The 22,266-nt window shown below is 71.4% G+C and carries 17 protein-coding genes, 1 tRNA gene and 1 riboswitch; of the genes, 10 read left to right on the top strand and 8 right to left on the bottom strand.

What is annotated here, in order from left to right; genetic code table 11:
• Nucleotides 1–20: 20 nt before the first annotated feature.
• Nucleotides 21–722 carry a DUF4386 domain-containing protein gene (locus AB0436_RS08250; RefSeq protein ID WP_366466937.1) on the bottom strand — a complete coding sequence of 234 codons (702 nt, stop codon included), beginning with the start codon at nucleotides 720–722 and terminating at the stop codon, nucleotides 21–23.
• A 77-nt stretch (nucleotides 723–799) separates the two neighbouring features.
• Here AB0436_RS08250 and AB0436_RS08245 point away from each other — a divergent pair, with 77 nt between their 5' ends.
• The 6 genes from AB0436_RS08245 to AB0436_RS08220 all read left to right on the top strand — a co-directional run bounded on the left by AB0436_RS08245 (nucleotide 800) and on the right by AB0436_RS08220 (nucleotide 5,436).
• Nucleotides 800–1,327, top strand: coding sequence for a MarR family transcriptional regulator (locus tag AB0436_RS08245; RefSeq protein WP_366466936.1), 528 nt, complete (start codon nucleotides 800–802; stop codon nucleotides 1,325–1,327).
• A 45-nt stretch (nucleotides 1,328–1,372) separates the two neighbouring features.
• Nucleotides 1,373–1,446: transfer RNA gene (locus tag AB0436_RS08240), tRNA-Met, on the top strand.
• Between the two features lie 86 nt (nucleotides 1,447–1,532).
• Nucleotides 1,533–1,724 carry a hypothetical protein gene (locus AB0436_RS08235; RefSeq protein WP_366466935.1) on the top strand — a complete coding sequence of 64 codons (192 nt, stop codon included), beginning with the start codon at nucleotides 1,533–1,535 and terminating at the stop codon, nucleotides 1,722–1,724.
• Between the two features lie 127 nt (nucleotides 1,725–1,851).
• Nucleotides 1,852–3,000: a PP2C family protein-serine/threonine phosphatase gene (locus tag AB0436_RS08230; protein WP_366466934.1), complete on the top strand. Its 1,149-nt coding sequence runs from the start codon at nucleotides 1,852–1,854 to the stop codon at nucleotides 2,998–3,000.
• Between the two features lie 213 nt (nucleotides 3,001–3,213).
• Nucleotides 3,214–3,355, top strand: a riboswitch (cyclic di-AMP (ydaO/yuaA leader).
• 11 nt (nucleotides 3,356–3,366) lie between these two features.
• The gene (locus tag AB0436_RS08225; RefSeq protein WP_366466933.1) at nucleotides 3,367–4,428 is read left to right on the top strand and encodes a M23 family metallopeptidase; all 1,062 of its coding nucleotides are present in this window, start codon (nucleotides 3,367–3,369) and stop codon (nucleotides 4,426–4,428) included.
• Between the two features lie 63 nt (nucleotides 4,429–4,491).
• On the top strand, nucleotides 4,492–5,436 hold the full coding sequence (locus tag AB0436_RS08220; RefSeq protein ID WP_366466932.1) for an aldo/keto reductase: 945 nt from the start codon (nucleotides 4,492–4,494) through the stop codon (nucleotides 5,434–5,436).
• 3 nt (nucleotides 5,437–5,439) lie between these two features.
• Here AB0436_RS08220 and AB0436_RS08215 read toward each other — a convergent pair whose 3' ends face one another.
• The 4 genes from AB0436_RS08215 to AB0436_RS08200 all read right to left on the bottom strand — a co-directional run bounded on the left by AB0436_RS08215 (nucleotide 5,440) and on the right by AB0436_RS08200 (nucleotide 10,630).
• Nucleotides 5,440–6,804, bottom strand: coding sequence for a PrsW family intramembrane metalloprotease (locus AB0436_RS08215; RefSeq protein ID WP_366467475.1), 1,365 nt, complete (start codon nucleotides 6,802–6,804; stop codon nucleotides 5,440–5,442).
• A gap of 114 nt (nucleotides 6,805–6,918) precedes the next feature.
• Complete coding sequence (gene trmB / locus AB0436_RS08210; protein WP_366466931.1) at nucleotides 6,919–7,770, bottom strand: tRNA (guanosine(46)-N7)-methyltransferase TrmB; 852 nt, start codon at nucleotides 7,768–7,770, stop codon at nucleotides 6,919–6,921.
• 74 nt (nucleotides 7,771–7,844) lie between these two features.
• The gene (gene lhgO, locus AB0436_RS08205) at nucleotides 7,845–9,089 is read right to left on the bottom strand and encodes an L-2-hydroxyglutarate oxidase (RefSeq protein ID WP_366466930.1); all 1,245 of its coding nucleotides are present in this window, start codon (nucleotides 9,087–9,089) and stop codon (nucleotides 7,845–7,847) included.
• A gap of 119 nt (nucleotides 9,090–9,208) precedes the next feature.
• Entirely contained in the window at nucleotides 9,209–10,630 is a 1,422-nt protein-coding gene (locus AB0436_RS08200; protein ID WP_366466929.1) for an MFS transporter, read from the bottom strand.
• A gap of 573 nt (nucleotides 10,631–11,203) precedes the next feature.
• Here AB0436_RS08200 and AB0436_RS08195 point away from each other — a divergent pair.
• Complete coding sequence (locus AB0436_RS08195; protein ID WP_366466928.1) at nucleotides 11,204–13,279, top strand: asparagine synthase-related protein; 2,076 nt, start codon at nucleotides 11,204–11,206, stop codon at nucleotides 13,277–13,279.
• Nucleotides 13,280–13,351: 72 nt separating this feature from the next.
• Here AB0436_RS08195 and AB0436_RS08190 read toward each other — a convergent pair whose 3' ends face one another.
• On the bottom strand, nucleotides 13,352–15,328 hold the full coding sequence (locus AB0436_RS08190; protein WP_366466927.1) for a sigma-70 family RNA polymerase sigma factor: 1,977 nt from the start codon (nucleotides 15,326–15,328) through the stop codon (nucleotides 13,352–13,354).
• Nucleotides 15,329–15,518: 190 nt separating this feature from the next.
• Entirely contained in the window at nucleotides 15,519–16,355 is an 837-nt protein-coding gene (locus AB0436_RS08185) for a helix-turn-helix domain-containing protein (protein ID WP_366466926.1), read from the bottom strand.
• Nucleotides 16,356–16,681: 326 nt separating this feature from the next.
• On the opposite strand from AB0436_RS08185, the gene AB0436_RS08180 reads away from it, so the two are divergent.
• Together AB0436_RS08180 and AB0436_RS08175 are read left to right on the top strand one after the other, a co-directional pair.
• Nucleotides 16,682–18,058 carry an NAD(P)/FAD-dependent oxidoreductase gene (locus tag AB0436_RS08180; RefSeq protein ID WP_366466925.1) on the top strand — a complete coding sequence of 459 codons (1,377 nt, stop codon included), beginning with the start codon at nucleotides 16,682–16,684 and terminating at the stop codon, nucleotides 18,056–18,058.
• A gap of 145 nt (nucleotides 18,059–18,203) precedes the next feature.
• Complete coding sequence (locus AB0436_RS08175) at nucleotides 18,204–19,844, top strand: ATP-binding SpoIIE family protein phosphatase (RefSeq protein ID WP_366466924.1); 1,641 nt, start codon at nucleotides 18,204–18,206, stop codon at nucleotides 19,842–19,844.
• A gap of 43 nt (nucleotides 19,845–19,887) precedes the next feature.
• On the opposite strand, the gene AB0436_RS08170 is transcribed toward AB0436_RS08175, so the two are convergent.
• Nucleotides 19,888–21,156: an MFS transporter gene (locus AB0436_RS08170; RefSeq protein ID WP_366466923.1), complete on the bottom strand. Its 1,269-nt coding sequence runs from the start codon at nucleotides 21,154–21,156 to the stop codon at nucleotides 19,888–19,890.
• A gap of 123 nt (nucleotides 21,157–21,279) precedes the next feature.
• Between AB0436_RS08170 and AB0436_RS08165 the strand changes: the two genes are divergently transcribed.
• Nucleotides 21,280–21,828 (top strand): MarR family transcriptional regulator, encoded by a 549-nt coding sequence (locus AB0436_RS08165; protein WP_366466922.1) that lies wholly within the window; start codon nucleotides 21,280–21,282, stop codon nucleotides 21,826–21,828.
• The last annotated feature ends 438 nt before the right edge of the window (nucleotides 21,829–22,266 follow it).

Raw genomic sequence — 22,266 nt, 5'->3', positions numbered from 1 at the left:
CCGGCGCTGTCGGCGCAGTCCTACTGGTGGCGGGACGGGCGGGTGCGGGGCAGCTTGACCGCGACGATCACCAGCCAGAGCAGGCCGCCGAAACGGGCGATCGGCAGGAGGTACTGGAACGCGTCGGCCACGAGGGTCAGTTCGGAGACCACGCCGACCGCGGCGAGTGCCAGTCCGGGCCAGGCCAGCGCCCGTGGCAGCAGGCCGGCCAGCAGGCCGGTGACCGAGATGCCCGCCATGAGCAGGGCGAAGGTCGTGGCGTACGCGGGGCCGCCTGCCAGGAACGAGAGGTCGGCCAGGACCCTGGCGAGCGCGGGCCCGCCGTCGGACGACAGCCGGCCGCCGGCCCAGCCGAACATGCCGCTCAGCGCGAGCGCACTCGATGCCAGCACTCCGCCGACCAGGGTGATCGCGGAGCCGGGAGCGGTGATCCCCAGGGCGCGGAGCCGCCGGTAGAGGATCGCGGCGGTCAGCGCCAGGGGCACCGAGGAAGCGAAGAGCAGCAGTGATCCGGCCTTCACGGTCGTGCGATGGGCCGAGGCATAACGCAGGACATCGGCGCCGGTCGCGTCCAGGTGCGGGGTGGAGCGGTTGACGATCACGTAGGCGACGGTCAGGACGGCGAAGGCCAGCACAGGGGCCAGCAGGGGTGGGCCTCCTTGCGGGCGACGGCTCGGGGACTCTGCTCGCCGGGGTGGGGGCTCGGCGGATGCGGTGGTCATGGTTGCCTCCTCGATATTCGTCACCCTCATAGAATGATTACAACTCGAAACGATTGTCAAGCTGATACTATTTCGCCATGGAACGGGATGCGGAAGCACCGGGGGCACGGCCCCCTCAGGGGGTCGCCTTCTTGCTGGCTCAGCTCGGGGCACACGCGGCGGACCGGTTCGCCGAGCGCATCGCGGAACTGGATCTCACCCCTGCCCAGGCGGGACTCCTGCGCCTGCTGGCGGGGATGCCGGGCCGCAGCCAGCGCGAACTGGCAGACGTGCTGGGCATGCCGCCCAGCCGGTTCGTGGCGTTCGCCGACGAACTCGAGGCGCGTGGACTCATCGAGCGCAGGCGCAATACCGCCGACCGGCGGCAGTACGCGCTCTTCCTGGCCGACGAGGGTGTCGCGCTGCTGTCCCGGCTGCGGAAGGCCGGCGCCGCGCACGAGCAGCAGATCTGTGCGGCGCTCTCGGTGGACGAGCACCGGCAACTGGGCGTGCTGCTCGGCCGGCTGGCCGAGCAGCAGGGACTCTCCCCCGGCGTGCACCCCGGATACGGGCAGGTGCGCGCGGGCGGCGGCCGTGGAGGAACGGCCGGCCGGTCCGGCCGTTAATGGTGAGGAGCATAGCTGCGGATGCCGTACAGTTGGGTTTACCGACGCGGGGTGGAGCAGCTCGGTAGCTCGCTGGGCTCATAACCCAGAGGTCGCAGGTTCAAATCCTGTCCCCGCTACTTGTGAACGAAGGCCCGGCACGTCATGTGCCGGGCCTTCGAGCGTTGCTCCGGCGGGGAGCGCCGGCACGTATCAGGGGGCTGACGTGTTCGTTCTGCGGGTCGCGCTGACCGTACTGCTGCTGGAGGTCTTGCCGTCGGCCCTGGTCGGCCTGATGTGGGCGCGGGTGGGGCTCGAGCGGCTCGACGAGCTCACCGGACTCGGGGTGCTGCGGGGACGGCGGCTCCGGGTCGTTTCGCTGCTCGCCGTGGTTCATACGCCGGCGTGGGACTTCTGAAACCGGCCAGGGCTCAGCGGTTCGCCCGGTTGGCCGACGTCGAATCGCCGGTCGGCGTGGTTGCGGACAGCCTGAGTGGGGCGCGGTACTGTCCGCAGCCGGGTACGGACCGGGCAGGAGACCACTGGTGGGGCAGCGAGAACAGCGCGGCACGGCACGCCGTTTCCTCCTGGCGCTGCCGCCGGTGCTGCTGGTCGGTGGGATCGGGTTCGATCTGGCGACCCCGGACCCCTTCACCCCGGTGCCGTTCTTCTCCGCGGCACCGCTGATCGCCGCCCCGTTCTTCTCGCTCAGAGCCACGCTGCTGACCGGGGTGGCCGCCACCGTGGCCATGGCGGGACTGCACGCCTACAACGGCACCAGCGCCCATGCCAGTGCCGTCACCGAGCTGCTCACGGTGATCACCGTGGCGGTGCTCGCGCTGATCATCAACCGGGTGGTGCGCCGTAGCGGCGAGCAGCTCGCGTCGGCCCGGGTCATCGCCGAGACGGCGCAGCGCGCGGTGCTGCCGGTGCCCCTCGAGCGGATCGGCGGCCTGCACGTCGCGGCGCGGTACGAGGCGGCGCAGGCCGGCACCTTCATCGGCGGGGACCTCTTCGCAGTGCAGGACACGCCGTACGGGGTCCGGCTCATCGTGGGTGATGTGCGGGGCAAGGGGCTCGGCGCGGTGGAGGCCGTGGCGGTGGTGATCGGAGCTTTCCGGGAAGCCGCCGAGCAGGAGAGAAGTCTGGAAGGGGTGGCCCAGCGTCTGGAGCGCGCGCTGACCAGGGAGGGCACCCGGCGGGAGGGCCTCGACGCCATCGAGGGCTTCACCACCGCCGCGCTCGCCGAGGTACCACGCGGTGGCCGGGACCGGATCCGGGTGGTGAACCGCGGTCATCCCGAACCCCTCCTGCTGTACGCCGACGGGGGGCTCGACGCCGTCACGCCGACCGATGCCGCACTGCCGCTGGGGATGGCGGATGTGGCCTCCTGGCCGGATCGTGCCGACGAGTTGCCGTTCCCGCCGGGGGCCACGCTGCTGCTCTACACCGACGGGCTCTCCGAGGCGCGGAACGCGGCAGGGGTCTTCTACGATCCGAAGGAACGGCTGCGCGGGCGGATCTTCCCGGGCCCCGACGAGCTGCTCACGGCGCTGTCCGACGATGTGCGACGGCATACCGGAGGCCACTCGACGGACGACATGGCGTTGCTCGCGGTGGCCCGGCCGACGGACGATCAGCCCCCGCGGCGCAGGACGGTGGAGATCGTGCGGGGCAGCCGTCGCGATGCGTGACCGGGTGCATCGCTCTGCATAACATTTGATGCACGGTCAAGAAATGCAGGTTTCCTGAGCGCGCGTCAACTCGCCCGGTTCCACCCCCTTGTGCCCCGCTTGGTCCGGGCCGAAATCGTTAACGATCAGTTGGAACGGCTTGGCTCCGGGGCGTGTGTCTATTAACGTTCGATAACGCAGCGCGGTTGTCCCAGTCGTCGCAAGAGGCGACACCGTGCGCACGCGCCGAATCCCGTAAGGGAACCGGGGAACCACTCATTGGGGTGAATCGGGCAGCTCCGCAAGGAACGGCCCGTAGGAGACCTTCCTGCTCCGAACCCGTCAGCTAACCCGGTAGGCGGTAAGGAAGGAAAGGAGTGCGCCTCCGTGGCGTCCAACAGCTCTGCCCCCGAAACGCTTTACTTCCCGAACGACGAAGCTCTCGGTTTCGGCGGTGAGGACGGCGGCACGTTCGACGAGTGGAATCCCACCGAGGAGTCCCTTCGTCCGCTGCGCGGCAAGCACCGGGTGGCCAAGCAGCGCGGCGGCATCGCGCGCAGCTCCACGGTCCTCGGCGTCGGCGTGATCGCCGCCGTCGGCGCGGGTGGCATGGCCAGCGCGCAGGCGAAGCCGCCCGTCTCGATCTCCCTCCCCGACCTTCCGCAGTCCGTCAAGGACAAGCTGCCGGACGCCGAGTCGCTGCCGGGCGTGGGTGGGCTGATATCGGACATCGACGGCCACTCCTCGTCCGCTACGGGTACGGACACGGGTGTCACCGGCGCCGCGCTCACCTCGGCGTCCACCGGCACCGGCAGTTCGGACGCGGGCGAAGCACTCCGGACCCGGATCCTGCAACAGGCCGAGCAGCAGCAGGGCGCGGTCGACGACCAGGCCGCGGTGACGGCGGAGAAGGCAGCGGCCGCCAAGGCCGCCGCTGAGGCGGTGAAGCAGCAGGACGCGGCAGCCGCCAAGGAGAAGGCCGCCAAGAAGAAGGCCGAGGCGGAGGCCAAGGCCAAGGCGGAGAAGGAACGGCTCGCCAAGCTGGCCGCGAGCTACTCGCTCCCGGTCGCCTCCTACACCCTCACCTCGCACTTCGGTGACAGCGGCTCCATGTGGTCCTCCGGCTACCACACCGGCCTCGACTTCGCCGCTCCGACCGGTACCCCGATCAAGGCCGTGCACAGCGGCACGGTCAAGTCGGCCGGCTGGTCGGGATCGTACGGCTATCGCACGGTCATCACCCTCGACGACGGCACGGAACTCTGGTTCTGCCACCAGTCGTCGATCGCCGTGAGCGCCGGCCAGAAGGTCACCACCGGGCAGGTCATCGGCAACGTGGGCGCCACCGGCAATGTCACCGGGCCGCATCTGCACCTCGAGGTCCGCCCCGGCGGCGGCGACCCGATCGACCCGCTGACCTGGCTGGCGAACAAGGGCATCAACGCCTGACGGCTCCCGGAACCCCGGCACCGCGCACGGAATAGTGCGGGACGGTGCCGGGTTTTCCGCCCTATGACTTCTCTTCGCAGGCTCGGCGCGTCCGACCTCCATGTCTTCCCGCTCGCCCTCGGCGGCAACGTCTTCGGCTGGAGCGCCGACGAGGCGCAGTCCTTCGCGGTGCTCGACGCGTACACGGCGGCCGGCGGCAACTTCGTCGATACGGCCGACTCGTACTCCGCGTGGGCGGCGGGCAACCGGGGCGGCGAGTCCGAGACCGTCATCGGCAACTGGCTGGCCGCCCGCGGAAACCGCTCCGAGGTGGTGGTCGCCACCAAGGTCGGCGCCCATCCCGCCCACAAGGGGCTCTCCGCCGGGACCATCAAGGCGGCCGCCGAGGAGTCGCTGCGCAGGCTGCGCACCGACCACATCGACCTCTACTACACGCACTTCGACGACCCGTCCGTCCCGGTCGAGGAAATCATCACCGCGCTCGACCAGCTGGTGAAGGACGGCAAGGTGCGGGCCATCGCCGCGTCCAACATCGGCCCTGAGCGGCTCGAAGCCTCTCTCGCCTTCTCCGCGGCCGAGGGGCTCGCCCGGTACGTGGCGCTTCAACCGCACTACAACCTGGTCTCCCGCGACACCTACGAGGGCGGGCTGCAGGACACCGTCGCCCGGCACGGTCTGGCCGCAGTGCCGTACTACGCGCTGGCCTCCGGCTTCCTCACCGGCAAGTACCGCCCCGGCGCGGACGTGGACAGCGTGCGCGCCGCCGGTGCGGCCAAGCATCTGGAGAGCGAGCGGGGGTCGAAGGTGCTCGCCGCGCTCGACGAGGTGGCAGCGGCACACGAGGCCGAGCCGGCGACCGTGGCGCTGGCCTGGCTGGCCGCCCGGCCGACGGTCACCGCGCCGATCGCCTCGGCGCGTACGCCCGAGCAGCTGCCCGCCCTGACGGCGGTCGCCGAACTCCGGCTCACCGACGCGGAGCTCGCCACGCTGACAGCGGCTTCGGCGTAACCGCTACTGCCGGTACGGGTTGTAACCGCCGTAGTGGAGATGCGGCGGTGGCACCCGTACCCGGCCGGTGGCCTGCGCCGCATAGAGCAGTGCGGGCCCGGCTATGTCCTTGCGCTGCCACAGATGGTGCAGCAGCTCCTGCTCGCGCGCCACGAAGTCCGGGCCCGCCGAGCCCCGGCGGGCCCGGTGCCGCAGAAACGCCAGCGTGGTCGCGAAGGCCTCGTACTCGTGTACCGCCCGGGACGCGGCTTTGGCGCCTGCCTTCGCACCCGCCTTCGCCCCCGTCCTTCCGCCGGTCCGCCCGTCCGGCTGCGGACAGGTGTACGGAACGACATGGCTGCGTGCCGCGAAGTCACGGGCCATCGACCGGGCCTTCATCGAGGAGAGCGCAGCCGGTTCGGCCGATGCCAGCCAGCCCGCCGCCGCGTATGCAGGCAGTTCGGTCGATATGGTGCGCAGTTCGCGCTGCCGGTTCCAGACGGCCAGCCAGGTGACCAGGCCGAAGGCCGGCACCATGAAGGCGCCGTAGACCACCAGGAAGCCGAACGTGCCGAAGACCGACGAGCTGTTCCACAGAGCGTGCATGCCCATCGCGCAGCCGAGCCCGAGCAGCGGCAGCGCGATCCGGCGCACCCGGTGGTGCGGCGCGCTCGACGCGGAGATGCCGAAGCCGATACCGGTCATGACGGTGAACAGCGGGTGGGCGAACGGCGCCAGGACGATCCGGACGAAGAAGGTCGCCGCGGTCACCGACGAAAAGCCGGAGAACCCCATCGACTTGTCCTCGCCGAACGCGCTGCCCAGATAGAGGATGTTCTCGGTGAAGGCGAAACCGGTCGCGGTGAAGCCGGCGAAGACGACCCCGTCGACGATCCCGGTGAAGTGCCGTCTCCGGAACAGGAATATCAGCAGTAGCGCCGCCGCTTTGGCGCTCTCCTCGACGATCGGCGCTATCACCGTCGCCCCGATGGTGTTGGCGCTCGCCGGGTCCGCGGTGGCGGTCGCGACCCAGCGGGTCGCGAAGGAGTTCGCGATGATGGCGACGAGGGCGGCGGCGCAGGCTCCCCAGGCGAACGTGAAGAGCAGATTCCGCCAGGGCCCCGGATCGACCCGGTCGAGCCAGCGGAACGCCGTCATCAGCAGGGGCACCGGCAGCACGGCGAGTGCGAGCCCGACCAGGAAGCCCTCGGTGCCGGTCTGTTCACGGACCAGCGCGAGGATCACCAGACCGCAGAGCGCGAGCAGCACGATCACTGCGGCGGCGCGCAGCGCCTTGCTCCGCCAGAAGTCCCGGCGCGGGGTGTACCGCCAGTGCGCGCGGGGCGGCACGGCGTCGAAGCGCGGCTGCTCCTCGTACGCCGGGACCATGGGGTGGGGTGCCCCGGGCGGCAAGCTCGACTCGTACACCTGATTGACCTTAACGAGCGGCACTGACATCTGCGACGCCGTATCGGCTTTCCGTCGCAGGGGTACGCCCGAGCTTCAGCAGCGGAGGAACAACAGGTCGTGCACGGTGTGGCCCTTTTCGAGTCCCTGGCCCTCGAAACGCGTCACCGGCCGGAACGCCGGCCTCGGTGCATAGCCGCCGTCCGCAGCGGTGTTGCGGAACTGCGGGTGCGCGGTCAGCACGTCGAGCATCTGCTCGGCGTACGGCTCCCAGTCCGTCGCGCAGTGCAGGACGGCGCCGGGTGCCAGCCGGCTCGCGGCCAGGTCGAGGAACTCGGGCTGGATGAGCCGCCGTTTGTGGTGGCGGCTCTTGGGCCATGGATCCGGAAAGTACACCCGAAGCCCGGTGAGCGCGTCCGGCGTCAGCATGGCGCGGAGCAGAATGATCGCGTCCCCGTTCGCCACCCGGATGTTGGCCAGCCCGTTCTGCTCCGCGAGACGGAGCAGGTTGCCCTGGCCCGGGGTGTGCACGTCGACGGCGAGGATGCCGGTGTCCGGGTCCGCCTCGGCCATCCGGGCGGTCGCCTCGCCCATGCCGAAGCCGATCTCCAGGACGACCGGGAGGCCGCCGAACATCTCGTCGAGGTCCAGCACCCGCAGCCCGTCGATGTCCAGACCCCACTGCGGCCACAGGCGCTCCAGGGCGTCACCCTGGCCGGTCGTGACCCGGCTGCGGCGGGGCTGGAAGCTGCGGATACGGCGTTCGTGGTGGGAGCCCGCGGGGTCGGCGGCGGGACCGCCGGGGAAGCGCGGCTCACCCTTGGCACGGCGCGGCGCGGGGGACTCGGCGGCGGGGGCGGCCGGGCCGGTGACGTCTACGGGGGTGACACGCGGGCCGGTGACGTCTGCGCCGGTGACGTGCGGGCCGGGATTCAGGAGATCGGACACAATGCCGTCAATTCTACGGTCCGCCGCTGCTCCGCGGTTCCGCCGCCGCCGAGCTCCGCGGTACCCCGCCGCGCTCAGGCCCGGACCGCCACCGAGGCCAGCGCCCGGCGGGCGATCTCCCGGCCGATCGGCAGGGCGGCGGTCGCGGCCGGCGACGGGGCGTTCAGCACATGGACGGTGCGGGGCGCCTCCCGGATCAGGAAGTCGTCGACCAGCGTGCCGTCCCTGAGCACCGCCTGCGCCCGCACGCCCGCGGGTGCGCGGCGCAGGTCGGACGCGTCGACGGCGGGCAGCAGCCGCCGTACCGCAGCGGCGAAGGCCGGCCTGGACAGCGAACGGTGCAGCTCACCGGCGCCGTACCGCCAGTGGCGCCGGGCTATCCGCCAGGAGCCCGGCCAGGCGAGCGTGGTACCCAGGTCGCCGGGGCGCACCACACCCCAGCCGTACCCCTCGCGGGCCAGCGCGGGCACCGCGTTCGGGCCGACGTGTACGCCGCCTTCGATGCCACGGGTCAAGTGGACACCGAGGAACGGGAAGGCGGGGTCGGGGACCGGGTAGACCAGACCACGCACCAGCTCCGGGCGCGCCAGCGTGTAGTACTCCCCACGGAACGGCACGATCCGCATCCCCGGGCGGTCACCCGCCAGGCGGGCGATCCGGTCGCAGTGCAGCCCCGCGCAGTTCACCAGCGAGCGGGCCCGCAGCACCGAACCGTCCGCGGTGGCGACCGCGACCCCTTCCGCACGGCGGGAGATCCGCACCACCTCGGCGCCGCAGCGGATCTCGGCGCCCGAGGCCGCCGCGAGCCGCTCGGCCACCGCGCCGTAGTCGACGATCCCAGTGGTGGCGACCTGGATCGCGGCCAGGCCCCGGACCTCCGGTTCGTACTCGGTGATCTGGGCGGGGCCCAGCTCCCGCACCGGAATGCCGTTCTCCCTGCCGCGCTGGGCGAGGGCGTGCAGGCGAGGCAGTTCCGCCCGGTCGGTGGCCACGATCAGCTTGCCGGTGATCCGGTGTGCGATGCCCTCTGCCCGGCAGAACTCGGTCATCTCGGCCGCGCCGCGCACGGCGAACCGCGCCTTGAGCGATCCGGGCCGGTAGTAGATCCCGCTGTGGATCACTCCGCTGTTGCGGCCGGTCTGGTGGCGGGCGGTGCCGTGCTCCTTCTCCAGCACCACCACCTGAAGGCCGGGCGCCGCACGGGTCAGCGCATAAGCCGTCGACAGACCGACGATCCCGCCGCCGATGACCAGTACGTCGCAGTCGAAACCGCGGTCCATGACAGCGCCGCCACGGACCGACCCCTTGCCGGATGACATCGCACCTCCTCCCACCCCGATAGTGCACTGGCCCACTGACAACGCGCTCAAACCAGCGCCGCACGACGAGCCTGCTCCACACGAACCCGCTCCACACGAGCCTGCTCCGGACGAGCCCGCTACACCGGAGCGACGAGCAGCGGACGGGCCCGCTCGCGCAGTTCCACCACCCTCGGTTCGTCACCGTACGGCTCCAGGCGGTGCAGCAGGTCCCTGACGTATTCGGTGGTCCGGGCCGACGAGATGCGCCCGGCGACCTCCACCGCCCGGGTGCCCGCTGCGCAGGCCGCGTCGAGGTTTCCCGACTCCAGCTCGGCCACCGCGCTCACCACCAGACGCAGCCCGTGCGAGCGGACGAACTCCTCCGTCGGCTTCGACAGCGCCTGTTCGGTGAAGCGCCGCACCTGACGCGGGGCCTTCAGGTCGTGGTAGCACTCCGCCGCGTCGGCGGCGAACCGGTCGTAGGTGTAAAAGCCCAGCCAGGACGGGTCCGCATCACCGTCCCGGGAGCGTTCCAGCCAGCCCTCGGCTGCCTTCAGTGCCGCGCCGGCCGCCGACGAGTCACCGGCGCGTGCGTGCGCCCGTGCTTCGACCAGCCGGAAGAAACTCATCGTGCGGGCCGTCGCGAGGCCCCGGTTGCGCTCCACGGCTGCCTGCGCGAGGTCCACCCCTTCGTCGCCGAAGCCCCGGTACACGGCCTGCAGAGACATCGAAGCCAGTACATATCCGCCCAGCGGGACGTCGGCCGCCGCCCGGGCGAGCCGCAGCGCCTGGATGTAGTACCGCTGCGCGGCCTCCTGCTGGCCGGTGTCGAAGGCCATCCAGCCGGCCAGTCTGGTGAGCTGGGCGGTCGCGCCGAACAACGCCCGGCCCACCTCGTCGGAGTACGAACCGAGCAGCAGCGGGGCCGCGTCGACGCGTAAGCACTCCGGCACCATCGAGGAACGCCAGTCGCCGCCGCCGTACTTGGAGTCCCAGCGTCTCGCGTCCTCGGCCGCCTCCCGCAGCTTCGCCACATCGCTGTGACCGACCCGCAGCGCGGCAGGGTCCACCACCTCGTCCGCGCCCCTCGCGACCGAGGAATCCGCGGGTGTTATCAGCCATCGCGAGGCAGGCGTCGCATATGCCGTGACGGCGAACGATCCGGCGAGCGACTGCCAGATGCCGCCGCTTCCGGCCCGTCGGCCGGCCAGGTCGAGTCGGTACAGATCGGTCGCCGACACCACCGCCGCATGCACGCTGCGCGGGAACGCCAGACCGACCTCGGGGGCCGGATCGGCGTCCGCGAGACCTATCTCGTGCAGCGGTACCGGCCGGCCCAGCTTGGCGCCTATCGCCGCGGCGATCAGATGGGGCGCGGCGCCCTGGGGCACCATGCCCTTGGAGACCCACCTGGCCACGGAGGTCTTGTCGTAGCGAAGAGTCAGGCCCCGCTGGGCGCCCAGGTCGTTGACCCGGCGCGCCAGTCCGGCGTTGCTGATTCCCGCGAGGGCGAGAACGGTGCCGAGTTTGTCGTTCGGCCCGCGTAGCTCCCTGGACATGCGCCACCCCTCGACACACAGACGGCCGCCACGTCGCGGCAACCCCTCTGATCTGAGAAGCCGTGCATGGCATTCGTAAACCCAGCGTAGTTCGCCGCATCCCTACCGTTAAGGGGTGATGTTCCGGATGGCGGGAATGTTGCCCGCCCGGAGCGGTTTCAATCGCGTGCCGTGCTCCTCGCGTGTGGCCGTGCGCCCGGCCGTGCGCTCTGGTCCGGCGTCGCCGGGAGCGCTTCGATGACCAGTGCGTGGGTCGGCCCGCTGTACTGGATCCAGCGGGCCGGGGGATACCGCCGCCCCAATCCCCGCGGGCGGCGAGCCGGTCCGGGGGGCGGACGACGCCTCCCGGACCGCAGCCCCGTATGCCCGTGGAGTCCCGTTCGGGGCACTGGTGCCCGTTCGTCAGAATGGCCGGATGGCGACCCTCGTCGGGCACAGTCGACTGGCCTTTGCCGGGGGCGCATTCACATTTCGGTGCGCGCTTCCGTACTCCCTCCGCTACGCCGTTGTCATGGCAGCATGGACTCGAACGCCCTTGGCGTTCTTATCTGTCCACAGCCTGTGGAGGCGGCGATGCGGTGGTTGGTGGGGTGGAGCAGTGTCGCCGCGACCTTCGGTACGGCCGGTTCCGTCGGTGCCACGGACGAGGGTCGCACTGTCCATCCCGTCGGCTCGCAACTGCTCTGGGGCGACCCCGATCCGCTCTGGGCGGTGGGTGACTGGCGCCCCGACGAGGTGCGCGTGATCACCGTCGATCCCTTCACCCGCCTTGCCGTACTGGGGTGTTGCGCGGCCACCGACGACCAGCTCAGAGTCGGCCTGTTCGCCGCCCGCGGCGGCGCGCTGCGCCACCTCACCGCATGGCCGGGCAGTTACACCGTCGTCGTGCAGTCCGGGCGCCGGGTCACCGTCATCGGTGATCTGGCCGGCGCCAGACCGGTCTTCCACACCCCCTGGGCGAACGGCACCGCCTACGCCACCGCCGCTCTCCCGCTCGCCGACCTGATCGAAGCCCAGCTGGACATCGGCCACCTGGCGGCGCTGCTCGCCTGCCCCGACGTGCCGGAGGCGCTGCGCGACTCCACTCCGTACGCGGGGGTGCGGCGCATCCCGCCCGGCCACGCCCTCATCCTGCGCGAGGGTTCCCGGGAGATCACCGGATACGAACCGGTGGCCTCACTGGCCGTGGCCGCCGCACAGGTCGAGGCCGACCGGGCGGTCGATGGTGTACGGAACGCGCTGGTCGAAGCCGTACGGGCCAGGCTCACCGCCCCGCGCCATGCCCCCGAGACACGGGCGCCCGACCCGGGCCCGGTCCCCGGCATGGGACCCGCCGAGCGGCGGGCCGCCCGGGGCGCGCCGGCCCCCGGCATCGGCGCCGACCTGTCGGGCGGCAGCGCGTCGGCGACCCTCGCCCTGCTCGCGGCGGGACTGCCCGGCGTGCCCGGCACCCTGCTGGGCCACGGCACCGGTGCCGGGGAGCGGTTGCTGGCCGTCACCTTCAACGACCTGGCGGCGCGCGGCCAGGAGCCGGAACTGGAGCGGGCGGGCGCCATCGCGGCCAACCCCCGACTGCACCATGTGGTGGTCGCCGCCGGTGCAGAGGCCCTGCCCTACGCCGATCTGGAGAGCGGCCCGCTGACGGACGAGCCGAGTTCCTCGCTCATCACGGCCGAGCGCCACCGCAGGCGCCTGGCCGCAGGCAGCGCCGACCACTTCGTGGGCGACGGCGCACGCCAGGTGCTGGACGCGCATCCGGCGCGCCTGGCCGACCTGTTGATGGACCGGCGCAGGCGCCACCTGGTGCGTCCGGTCACCGCACTGGCCAAGGCGGACGGCTCCGTCCTCATCCCGTTCACCGTGTACCGGGCGGCGCGCAGACTGGCCCGTACGCCGTACCGCTCGGGCATCGAGGCCGCCGCCGACCGGCTCCGCGACCGGGACTTCTTCCTGACCGCCGAAGGCTCCACGCTGGACGCCTCGCTGGCCGCGCTGACCTGGTCGCGGCCGGGGCCCGCGGCGCGTTGGCTGACCGGGGAGGCGCTCGCCGAAGTATCGGTTCGTCTCCAGGAGTCGGCCCTCCGCCCCACCTCGGTGCAACGCCCCGGCGAGGCCCGGGCCCGCGCCGCGCTGGCCCGCCGCGCCGCGGATCACCGGGTCTTCGAGCAGGCGGCGGAGGTCCGCAGCCAGCGGCTGCACGCCCCGTTCCTCGACAATCAGGTGGTACGGGCGGCCCGGGTACTCCCCGAGTCGCTGCGGGTCCAGCCGGGGGCGCGGGCAGCCATCCTGCGTACGGTGCTGGCCGGTGCGGGCATCCGTGATCTGCCGCCCGGTTGGGGCGCACCCTCCCATCCCACCGCGACAGCCACCTTCCACCAGGGCCTGCGGGCATCCATCGACACCCTGATCGCCCTCTTCGACGCTCCGCTGCTGGCCGACGCGGGCCTGGTCGAGGCCCGGGTGGTCCGCAAGGCGCTGCGCGCGGCCGCGGAGGGGGAACGCGTGCCGCTGGACGGCCTCGCGGACCTGATCTCCACCGAGCTGTGGCTGCGGCGGCTGCTCTCGCGTCGCGGCACCTGCTGGACGGGCTCGGCCGCACCGAAGCAGCGGGCCGTGGCGGGCGGGGTCGTGCCCCGGCGCAGCCTGTAGGAGCAGCATCGGTGCAGCGGGCAGGAACCGCACCGGTGCAGCGGGTAGGAGCCGAACCGGCGCCCCGGCTGCTCAGCCGCAACTGATCTGCGACTGTGCCCAGTCGGCGAGCCCCACCGAGCTGAGGGGGCCGCCCCGTTCGACCACCAGACGGATGCGGCTGCGGCCCGCGATCCCGACGGTGACCGGCACCGCGGGGTCCCCGCCGTGCAGCACTTCCGAGCGCCACAGCCGGGTCCCGTCGCCGTACACCGAGAAGCGGGCCGAGCCGAGCCCCAGCGACAGATCGTCGATACCGGCGAATGCCTGATAGGTGGAGCATCGCCGGTTCAGCTCGATGGTCACGCTGGACGGGGTGTGCACCGTGATCCCGTGGTCATAGGTCGTGCGGTCCACTCGCAGATTCCCGCGCTGCCACACCCAGCTGCTGCCGCCGAGGTCGATCTCCGGCGCGGTGTGCTGGCCCAGCAGGGAGTACGAGAGGCGGTTCACCCGGTACACGGTCGGCGCCGGAAGAGGCGGCTTCGGGGACGGCTTCGGTGGTACGGGCTTCTCGCTGGGGGGCGGCTTCGGCGGTGCGGGCTCCGGTGTCGGTTCGGGTGCCCGCTTCGGCGGCGTCGGTTCGGCGGTCGGTTTCGGCGCGGGGGTACGGGGCGGTGCGGGCGCAGGAGGGGGCGGCGGTGGCTTCGGTCGCGGTGACGGCGGGGTGGTCGTGGGTGCGGGTGGACTGACCGGCTGTGCGGCCGGCGGGGCCGCCTCCGGCTTCGCTCGGGGCGGCGCGTCACTGCCCGCGAGGGCGAACGCCAGTCCGGCGGCGGCCGCCACCACCACTCCCGCGGCGATTCCTGCCTTCACGGGTGCGCCCAGTCCTTCGGACGCGGCGGCTCCGCCGCCCGCGGAACCGCCGCCGGTGGCGGATGCGGCCCCCGCGCCCGCTGCCCCCGCCACGCCGCCGGCGAGGCCGGCAGCCTTGAGCGCGGAGCCACCGGCGAACCAGCCGATGACGGCGACCGGGACCAGCGCCGGGATGCCGGCGTTGACGTCCTTGAGTTCGCCCGCCGCCACCCGGCACTTGGCGCACTCCTCGAGATGCTTCCGCAGCCCCCGCTCGGCCCGCATCCGCAGCCCGCCGCGGGCGTAAGCCCCGAGCCGGTCAGCGTACCGCGCACAGTCGCCGCTCCCGGTGAGTGCCTGGTTCACATGGGCCTGGAGGTACGCCTGCTTGAGCCCCTCGCGGGCACGGCCGGCCAGCACGGCGGTCGCGTTGGCGGTGAGGCCGAACAGCGGCGCGACCTCGCTCGGCGACTCCTTCTCGACGGTGGTGTGCCAGAGCACCGCCTGCCAGCGCTCGGGCAGCGAACGGAACGCCTCCATGGCGAGCGACTGCTCGGCGATCTGCATCGCCCGCACATCCGCTCCCAGGTCCAGGGTGTCCTGGTCGGACACCTCGGACGAGGACGACCTGGCGGCCTGGTCGGCGAAGAGTGCGAAATCCTCGACCAGTTGCTCCCGCTTGGCGGACTTTGTCCAGGTCGCGGCGACGTGGCGGACCGTGGTCAGCAGATAGGCCCGGACGGCCTGCTGGGGCCCGGCCCCACCCCGTACCGCCTGGAGGGTGCGCGCGAAGACCTCGGCGGTCAGGTCGTCGGCGGTGTGTGCGTCACGGCAGCAGGTGCGGGCATAGCGGCGCACGGCGTCGGCGTGCCGACGGAACAGCTCCGCATAGGCGCTGTCCGTTTGCGCCGTGTCCGTTTGCGCCGTGTCGGGGTGGGCGCTGTCTGTTGGGGCGCTGTCCGCGCCGTCCCGCATCTGCTGGATCAGCTCCGCGTCGGACGGCGGCAGTTCGAGCGAACGGGGCGGCGGCAGGACGCTGTCCTGTCCGTCGCCCTCCCGCTGTCGCTGCTGCGGCACGCTGCTGGGCCGCTCGGCGCCCGTCGGACCGCCCGTTGAGCCATCGGTCGGGCCGTCGGTCGGGCTGTCTGCCGGGCCGCCCTGAGCCGGCAGCTTGCCGAGACGTTCGAGTGGCTCGTCCCGCCCCTCAACGCTCATCGCGGCAAGCCCCCGTGTACACCTTCGGACCAGAACACCGGCCAAGAGTGGCACAGCGGGGAGCGCAACAGGGCGGCCCTCGTTCAGCAACCACTCATCCGGGCGGTTTTCCCGGACCGGAGCTCCGACCCTCACCCGTAAGGGGCAGAATCAGCCAGTTACCCGGACCACGGTGAGGACCGACCAGGACTCACGCCGTCCGCGATCGCAGCCCCTCCAGCAGAATGTCCAGCAGTCGCGAGGACGCGGCTACTTGCTGCGTCGCCTCGGGCAGCGCCGGTGCCGCGGTGGCTATCACCAGCAGCACATCGCCCACCGTGACACCCGCGCGGAGCGCCCCCGCACCTCGCGCACGGTCCACCAACTGCCCGACGACCTCGATCAGTTCGGCGGCGCCCGGGGCGTCGTCCTCGGAGAGGCCGGACAGTTCGGGCAGTCCTGCCCCGGCCCACCGGCTCCCGCCGGCCGACGAGCCGCGGTCGGTGTCGCGGCCGGCCCCGTCGTCGGAGGGCCCGTCGTCGGAGGGCCCGTGGTCGGAGGACCCGGACCGCTGCTGCGGCACCCGGGTACCGTCCCGCACGGGGAGCACCGCGACGCCGTCCTCCGGGCCCGGGACGCTCACCCGCAGCACCTGGGGCGGCAGCAGCCGCCCCGCGCCGGAAGCCACCGATGACCGCAGAAAGCACGAGAGCGCGGACCACGGTTCGTCCTCCTGGCCAAGCGCCGTACGCGCCTGGTCGGTCAGCCGGGAGGTCTCCTCCTCGGCTATCCGCCGCACCAGTACCTCCTTGCTCGGGAAGCGCCGGTACACCGTGCCGACCCCGACCCTTGCCCGACGGGCGACATCCTCCATCGGAGCGCCGTACCCCAGCTCCCCGAACACCTCGCGGGCTGCCCGCAGTACATGCTCCAGATTGCGCTGTGCGTCCACCCGGAGAGGCGCGGAGTGCGTGATCGTGCCCGCGCCCGCCCGTCCGTTTCCGTCCGCTGTTGCGGCATTCTGCCAATGAGCGTCCTGAATGTGCATAGCTGATCCCCCGGTAATGATGTCTCCCCCCGGAGACTCCCCGCCTGGTCGCCGGGGGCCCAGTCCCGGCAACCCCGACGGACTACGAACATAGTTGAGCCGGAGTCGATTCAGAAGAGGGTGGTTCCGCACGGAGCGCCCCCCGATCGGAGCATGGGCCGGAACGCTCCCCATTCCGCCCGGTCGGCCCCTTCCTGCCCCACCCTCTGACCTGCGGTCACTCGTCACATTCGGGGCCGGCGCGAGCCCCGTGGCAACCGCGATATCCGGTCACACAATTTGCCGAGCCTGTGGACAAAGCCGAGCGGCCGTAGCCTCATGGGACAGTGACTGATCCCATCCCGCCGGGGACACCCCCCGGACCCCAGACCGGTCCGCGCATTCTCGTTGTCGGCGGCGGCTACGTCGGCCTGTACACGGCGCTGCGTCTCCAGCGGAAGCTGAGAAGCGACGAGGCGGAGATCGTGGTAGTCACCCCTGACCCCTATATGACGTATCAGCCGTTCCTGCCGGAAGCCGCCGCCGGGTCGATTTCGCCCCGCCATGTCGTCGTCCCGCTCCGCCGGGTCCTGGACAAGTGCCGGATCGTCATCGGTGAAGCCACCGCGATCGACCATGCCGGACGCACCGCGACCGTCACCACTCTGGCCGGTCCCGAGGACGGCACGGGCGGGGCGCAGATCCGTTACGACGAGCTGGTCATCGCGCCGGGCTCCGTCGCGCGCACGCTCCCGATCCCCGGCCTCGCCGAGCACGGCATCGGCTTCAAGAGCATCGAAGAGGCCATCGGCCTGCGCAACCATGTGATCGAGCAGATGGACATCGCCTCATCGACCCGCGACCCCGCCGTCCGGGACGCCGCGCTCACCTTCGTATTCGTGGGCGGGGGCTACGCGGGGGTGGAGGCCATCGCCGAGCTGGAGGACATGGCCCGATATGCCTCTCGCTACTACCACAATGTCGAACCCGACGACATGAACTGGATCCTGGTGGAGGCGGCCGACCGCATCCTGCCGGAAGTCGGCGACGAGATGGGGAAGTACGCCGTCCGGGAACTGCGGAACCGCAACATCGACGTCCGGCTGAACACCCGCCTGGACAACTGCGAGCACCGGGTCGCGGTCCTCAGCGACGGCTCCCGTTTCCCCAACAGGACCCTCGTCTGGACCGCAGGCGTCAAACCCCACCCGGTCCTCGCCGCCACCGACCTCCCGCTCACCGAACGCGGCCGCCTGCGCTGCACGGCGATGCTCACCGTCGACGGCGCCGCGCACGCTTGGGCGGCCGGCGACGCGGCGGCCATCCCCGACCTCACCGCGGACCGGCCCGGCACGGAAACCGCCCCCAACGCGCAGCACGCGGTACGCCAGGCCAAGGTCCTCGCCGAGAACCTCATTGCCTCGCTGCACGGCCGGCCACTCAGGAACTACGAGCACAAATACGTCGGTTCGGTCGCCTCGCTCGGCCTCCACAAGGGCGTCGCCCATGTCTACGGCCGGAAGCTGAAGGGCTACCCTGCCTGGTTCATGCACCGCGCGTACCACCTCAGCAGGGTCCCCACCTTCAACCGCAAGGCCAAGGTGCTCGCCGAGTGGATACTTGCCGGTCTCTTCAAACGGGAGATCGTTTCACTCGGCTCGCTGGAGCATCCGCGCGCCGAGTTCGAATGGGCCGCGGGCGGCGAGCGCCGCAAGCGGGACTGACGCCTGTCAGTGCCGTGGGTCACACTGGACGTGTGACCATAGGGGGACCGGACCAGCACAGAAGAACCCGGATCCCGGCCGGGCAGCGCCGGGGCCCGGCTGCCCGGTATCGACGGACGAAATGACGAACGAGGCTTGAAAAGCAGTGAACTTCACGCGCTGGAGCCCCCGGTTCCCCGGAACGCAGCGCCGCGCCGCCGCGCGGCCCGATCACAGTTCCGTGCCAGCAGCCCGCGGTGAGTACGCACCCCGCCCCGACCAGGAAGCCGACGCGGATCCCGACCGGCTCCCGGCGCTCGACGAACTGTCCGTCCGGGAGGTGCTCGGCCATCTCCCCGCCCTCGTCGCCCTGGTGTACGGGCCCGAGCACCGCATCGCCTATCTCAACGACGCGTACACCGACGCCTTCGGCCCCCGCCCGGCCGGCGCCGCAGCAGCAGAAGCGATGCCCGAGCTCGACGAGCTCGGCCTGCTCCCGCTGATGGACCAGGTGCTGCGCAGCGGCACCCCTCGCACGGTCAAGTCCCGCCGGGTGCGGACCAAACCCGGTGAGCGTTCTTACACGGTCACCTGCACCCCCATCAAGGACCTCCAGGAGGAGGGCGGCGTGCTGGTCTTCGCCGCCGATGTCAGCGACCACGCGGAGGCCGCCGAGCGGCTGCGGGCCAGCGAACGCCGGCTGCGCGAAACCGCGGTCACCCTGCAGCGCTCCCTGCTGCCCCAGGAGCTGGAGCAGCCGGACGATCTGCGGATCGCCGCCACCTACCAGCCGGGCGGCACCGACGCCGCGGTCGGCGGCGACTGGTACGACGTGATTACCCTCGGCGCCGGACGCACGGCCCTGGTCATCGGTGATGTGATGGGCCGCGGTGTCCGGGCGGCCGCCGTCATGGGCCAGCTCCGCACCGCCGTCCGGGCCTACGCCCGCCTCGACCTCCCGCCGCACGAGGTGCTGCAGCTCCTCGACGGCCTCGCGTCCGAGATCGACGCCAGCCAGATCGCCACCTGTGTCTACGCCGTGCACGACCCCAATGAGGGCCGCCTGGTCTACGCATCGGCCGGCCACCTGCCGATGCTGGTCAGGGACGAGGACGGTTCGATCCGCCGCGCGCCCGACCCGACGGGCCCGCCGCTCGGGACCGGCGGCTGGCAGCACACGTCGGAATCCATCGCACTGCCGCCGGGATCGGCGGCAGTGCTCTACACCGATGGCCTGGTGGAGCGCCGCGGCGAGGACATCGACGAAGGCGTCGCCGCCCTGGAGCGCGCGCTGGCCGGCGCGACCGGCAGCCCGCAGGTGGTCTGCGACCGGCTGATCCGCGCGCTGGGCGTCACCGCCGACCACGACGACGACGTCGCCGTACTGGTGGTCCACCACCCGTCCCGTACGGGTCATGCCGCGGAGCTCTTCCACAACGCGGCGCTCGAACTGCTCGGCGGGGTGGAAGCAGCGTCCCGGGCGCGGGCCTTCGCCTCCGGCGTCCTGACGTCCTGGCGGTTCCCCGTCGAGCTCCACGACCTGGGCGTGCTGGCGGCCAGTGAACTGGTCGCCAACTCCCTGCAGCACGGCGTCCCGCCGATGCGGCTGAGACTGCGCCGCACCGACCGCCGTCTGATCATCGAAGTGACGGACGGCGACGACCATCTGCCGCGCCGCCGTCGCGCCGACCCGGTGGACGAGGCGGGCCGGGGCATCTCGATCATCGCGACCATCGCCTCCTCCTGGGGCTCGCGCCGCACACCCGGTGGCGGCAAGGCGGTCTGGTGCGAATTCGCGCTGCCGTAGCCGGCGCGGGGGAGCAGCTTCACGAGTGCCCTGAAGAGTGGCCTTACTGAGGCGCGGCCGCGGGCTCCGGGATGTGCGTCGCCACGATCCGCGAACCGTGGGCGAGCGCCGGCCGGTCCTGTACGGGGGTGAGGCGTCGGCCGAGCCGCAGCGCCAGCAGGGTGATGCCGAGGGAGAAGACCACGAAGGTGCCGATGTACAGCGCGTGCTGCGAGGCGCCCATCGGCCCGCCCACCGCCGGACCGATGGCCAGTGCGAGCTGCTTGACCAGTGCGAACGCCGAGTTGTACTGGCCGACCATGGACTCCGGGGCCAGGTCGGCGACCAGTGGGGCGACGGTCGGCGACAGCATCGACTCGCCCAGGCCGAAGAGCCCGTAGGTGGAGACGAACGCTGCGGTGGCCATGGCGGGGCTGCCGTGACCGAGTCCCGCGTACCCAGCGATGATCCAGGCCAGGGCCCAGATCAGGCCCATGGCCGCGATCACCTGGGACCGCCGGCGCCGCTCCACGACCTTCAGCACCACGAACTGCGCCGCGACGATCACCGCGGTGTTCGCAGCCAGAGCGATGCCCAGCGTGGCGGGCTGAATGCCGGCTGCCTCGGTCCCGTAGGCGGCGAGGCCCGACTCGAACTGTCCGTAACACGCGAAGAACACCACGAAGCCCAGCACACAGAGCTGCACCATGGCGCGGTGCCGCAGCAACGCCCGCAAGCCGCCGCCCTTCGCCTGCGGCGCGAGCTCCACACCGGGCGTACGGGGTAGCCGCACGGAAGCGGCGATCCCGGCCAGCACCAGGAACATCGCGGACTCGACGCCGAACAGCAAGGTGAAGCTGCCGGGGCGGTCGGCGTCGACGATCTGGCCGCCGACCAGCCCACCGATGCCGAGTGCGAGGTTCTGCAGGAAGAACTGCAGGGCGAAGGCCCGGGTGCGGGTCGAGGGACTGGAGCACCAGACGATCATCGTGGCCAGCGCGGGCTGCATCACGGCCGTGCCGGCCCCGAGCAGGGCCGCGGACAGCACCACGGTGCCGACGCCGGCGGAAAGCCCCATGCTCATCGCACCGACGGCGGACAGCACAGCGGCACCCACCAGCACCGGTAGCGGCCCGCGCCGGTCGATGGCGCGGCCGGTGAAGGGCAGCACGACCAGCGCCGCCACGGCGAAGACGGCGAGCACGGCGCCCGCCGTGCTCGAGCCGAGGTCCCGTACCCGGGACACGTAGATGTACAGATACGGCACCGTGAAGCCGATGCCGAACGCGCTCAGCGCGGTGCCTGCCTGAATCCGGCGCATTGCGGCACCCATCGCCTTGGTCACCACTCACCTGCCTCTCGTTCAACCCTGAAGACTTCGATACTAAACTTAGAACCTCAACAGTACACAGTGAAGGACTTCGATGCCAACGACTTACGTGGGATACTCGCCGGCATGTCAGAGACCCCCGGCGCCCAGGAGCCGACGCTCGACGAGCAGATCGCCGCCTACCAGCGCGAATACCGCGATCTCGACCCCCAGGTCGAGAAGGTCGTCTCGGCCCTCGACCGCCTCAACCGCCGCATGAACGTCGCGTACGGACGCCAGGTCGTGGCCCTGGGCATCAGCAAGACGGAGTGGGAGGTACTGAAGACCCTGGTTCTCGCCGGCTCCCCCTACCGGATGGGCCCCGGCGAGCTGGCCAAGCGGCTTGGACTCACTCCGGCCGCGATGACCCACCGCATCGACCGGATGGCCGGCGAAGGCTTCGTCACCCGGGACCGGGACGAGAACAACCGGGTGCGAGTGATCGTCGAGCTCACGGACGAGGGCCGCGCGAAGTGGCTCGAGGCCATGAGGATGGCGACGACCTTCGAGGCGGACCTGCTCCAGGACCTGTCGAGCGAGGATCGTGCGGCGCTCGGGGAGATGCTGGACGTACTGCTCCGCCGGGTGGAGGACGCCCAGCCGGATGCCGGCGGCCGACTCACCGACCTGGAGTGACGCGTGCTACTCCGCGCTGCCTGCCGCGGCGGGCGCCGGAACTCGCTTGACAGCAGCCATCGGGGCGAGTTGACGCGCCTCCAGTGGTTCTGTAAAGTTCTTCGAGTTGTCACGGAGCCGGAACGGTTCTGCGACAGCACATCCGCCGCGAATGCGGCAACCAAACTCAGCACGATCTCCCGCCGGGGAGAATTCTGGCATGCCTGAATTCGAACTCGTCGACTCGATTATGAGCCACCCGGGAAATCCGCTAGAGTTTGAGACGTCGGAACGGCCCGAGGGCCGGGATGGCAGCCCACTCTGACTGGGAGTCAGCGCCGAAAGGTTCTGATAGAGTCGGAATCGCCGGAAAGGGAAACGCGAAAGCGTGGAACTGGAAAGCGAATCCCGTCGGCCGGGAATCGGACACGAAAGAGTCTGATAGAGTCGGAAACGCAA

The sequence above is a fragment of the Streptomyces sp. NPDC051322 genome, assembly GCF_040689485.1.
In the GTDB taxonomy this organism is placed as follows: Bacteria; Actinomycetota; Actinomycetes; order Streptomycetales; family Streptomycetaceae; genus Streptomyces.
Note: the sequence above shows the minus strand (reverse complement) of the source record. Positions and strands in the feature narration are given on the sequence as shown.

Coding starts and splice junctions, on each gene's coding strand:
- AB0436_RS08250 (WP_366466937.1), bottom strand. CDS start 722: ATGACCACCGCATCCGCCGAGCCCCCACCCCGGCGAGCAGAGTCCCCG.
- AB0436_RS08245 (WP_366466936.1), top strand. CDS start 800: ATGGAACGGGATGCGGAAGCACCGGGGGCACGGCCCCCTCAGGGGGTC.
- AB0436_RS08220 (WP_366466932.1), top strand. CDS start 4,492: ATGACTTCTCTTCGCAGGCTCGGCGCGTCCGACCTCCATGTCTTCCCG.
- AB0436_RS08215 (WP_366467475.1), bottom strand. CDS start 6,804: ATGGTCCCGGCGTACGAGGAGCAGCCGCGCTTCGACGCCGTGCCGCCC.
- lhgO (WP_366466930.1), bottom strand. CDS start 9,089: ATGTCATCCGGCAAGGGGTCGGTCCGTGGCGGCGCTGTCATGGACCGC.
- AB0436_RS08200 (WP_366466929.1), bottom strand. CDS start 10,630: ATGTCCAGGGAGCTACGCGGGCCGAACGACAAACTCGGCACCGTTCTC.
- AB0436_RS08195 (WP_366466928.1), top strand. CDS start 11,204: ATGCGGTGGTTGGTGGGGTGGAGCAGTGTCGCCGCGACCTTCGGTACG.
- AB0436_RS08190 (WP_366466927.1), bottom strand. CDS start 15,328: ATGAGCGTTGAGGGGCGGGACGAGCCACTCGAACGTCTCGGCAAGCTG.
- AB0436_RS08185 (WP_366466926.1), bottom strand. CDS start 16,355: ATGCACATTCAGGACGCTCATTGGCAGAATGCCGCAACAGCGGACGGA.
- AB0436_RS08170 (WP_366466923.1), bottom strand. CDS start 21,156: ATGGGTGCCGCAATGCGCCGGATTCAGGCAGGCACCGCGCTGAGCGCG.
- AB0436_RS08165 (WP_366466922.1), top strand. CDS start 21,280: ATGTCAGAGACCCCCGGCGCCCAGGAGCCGACGCTCGACGAGCAGATC.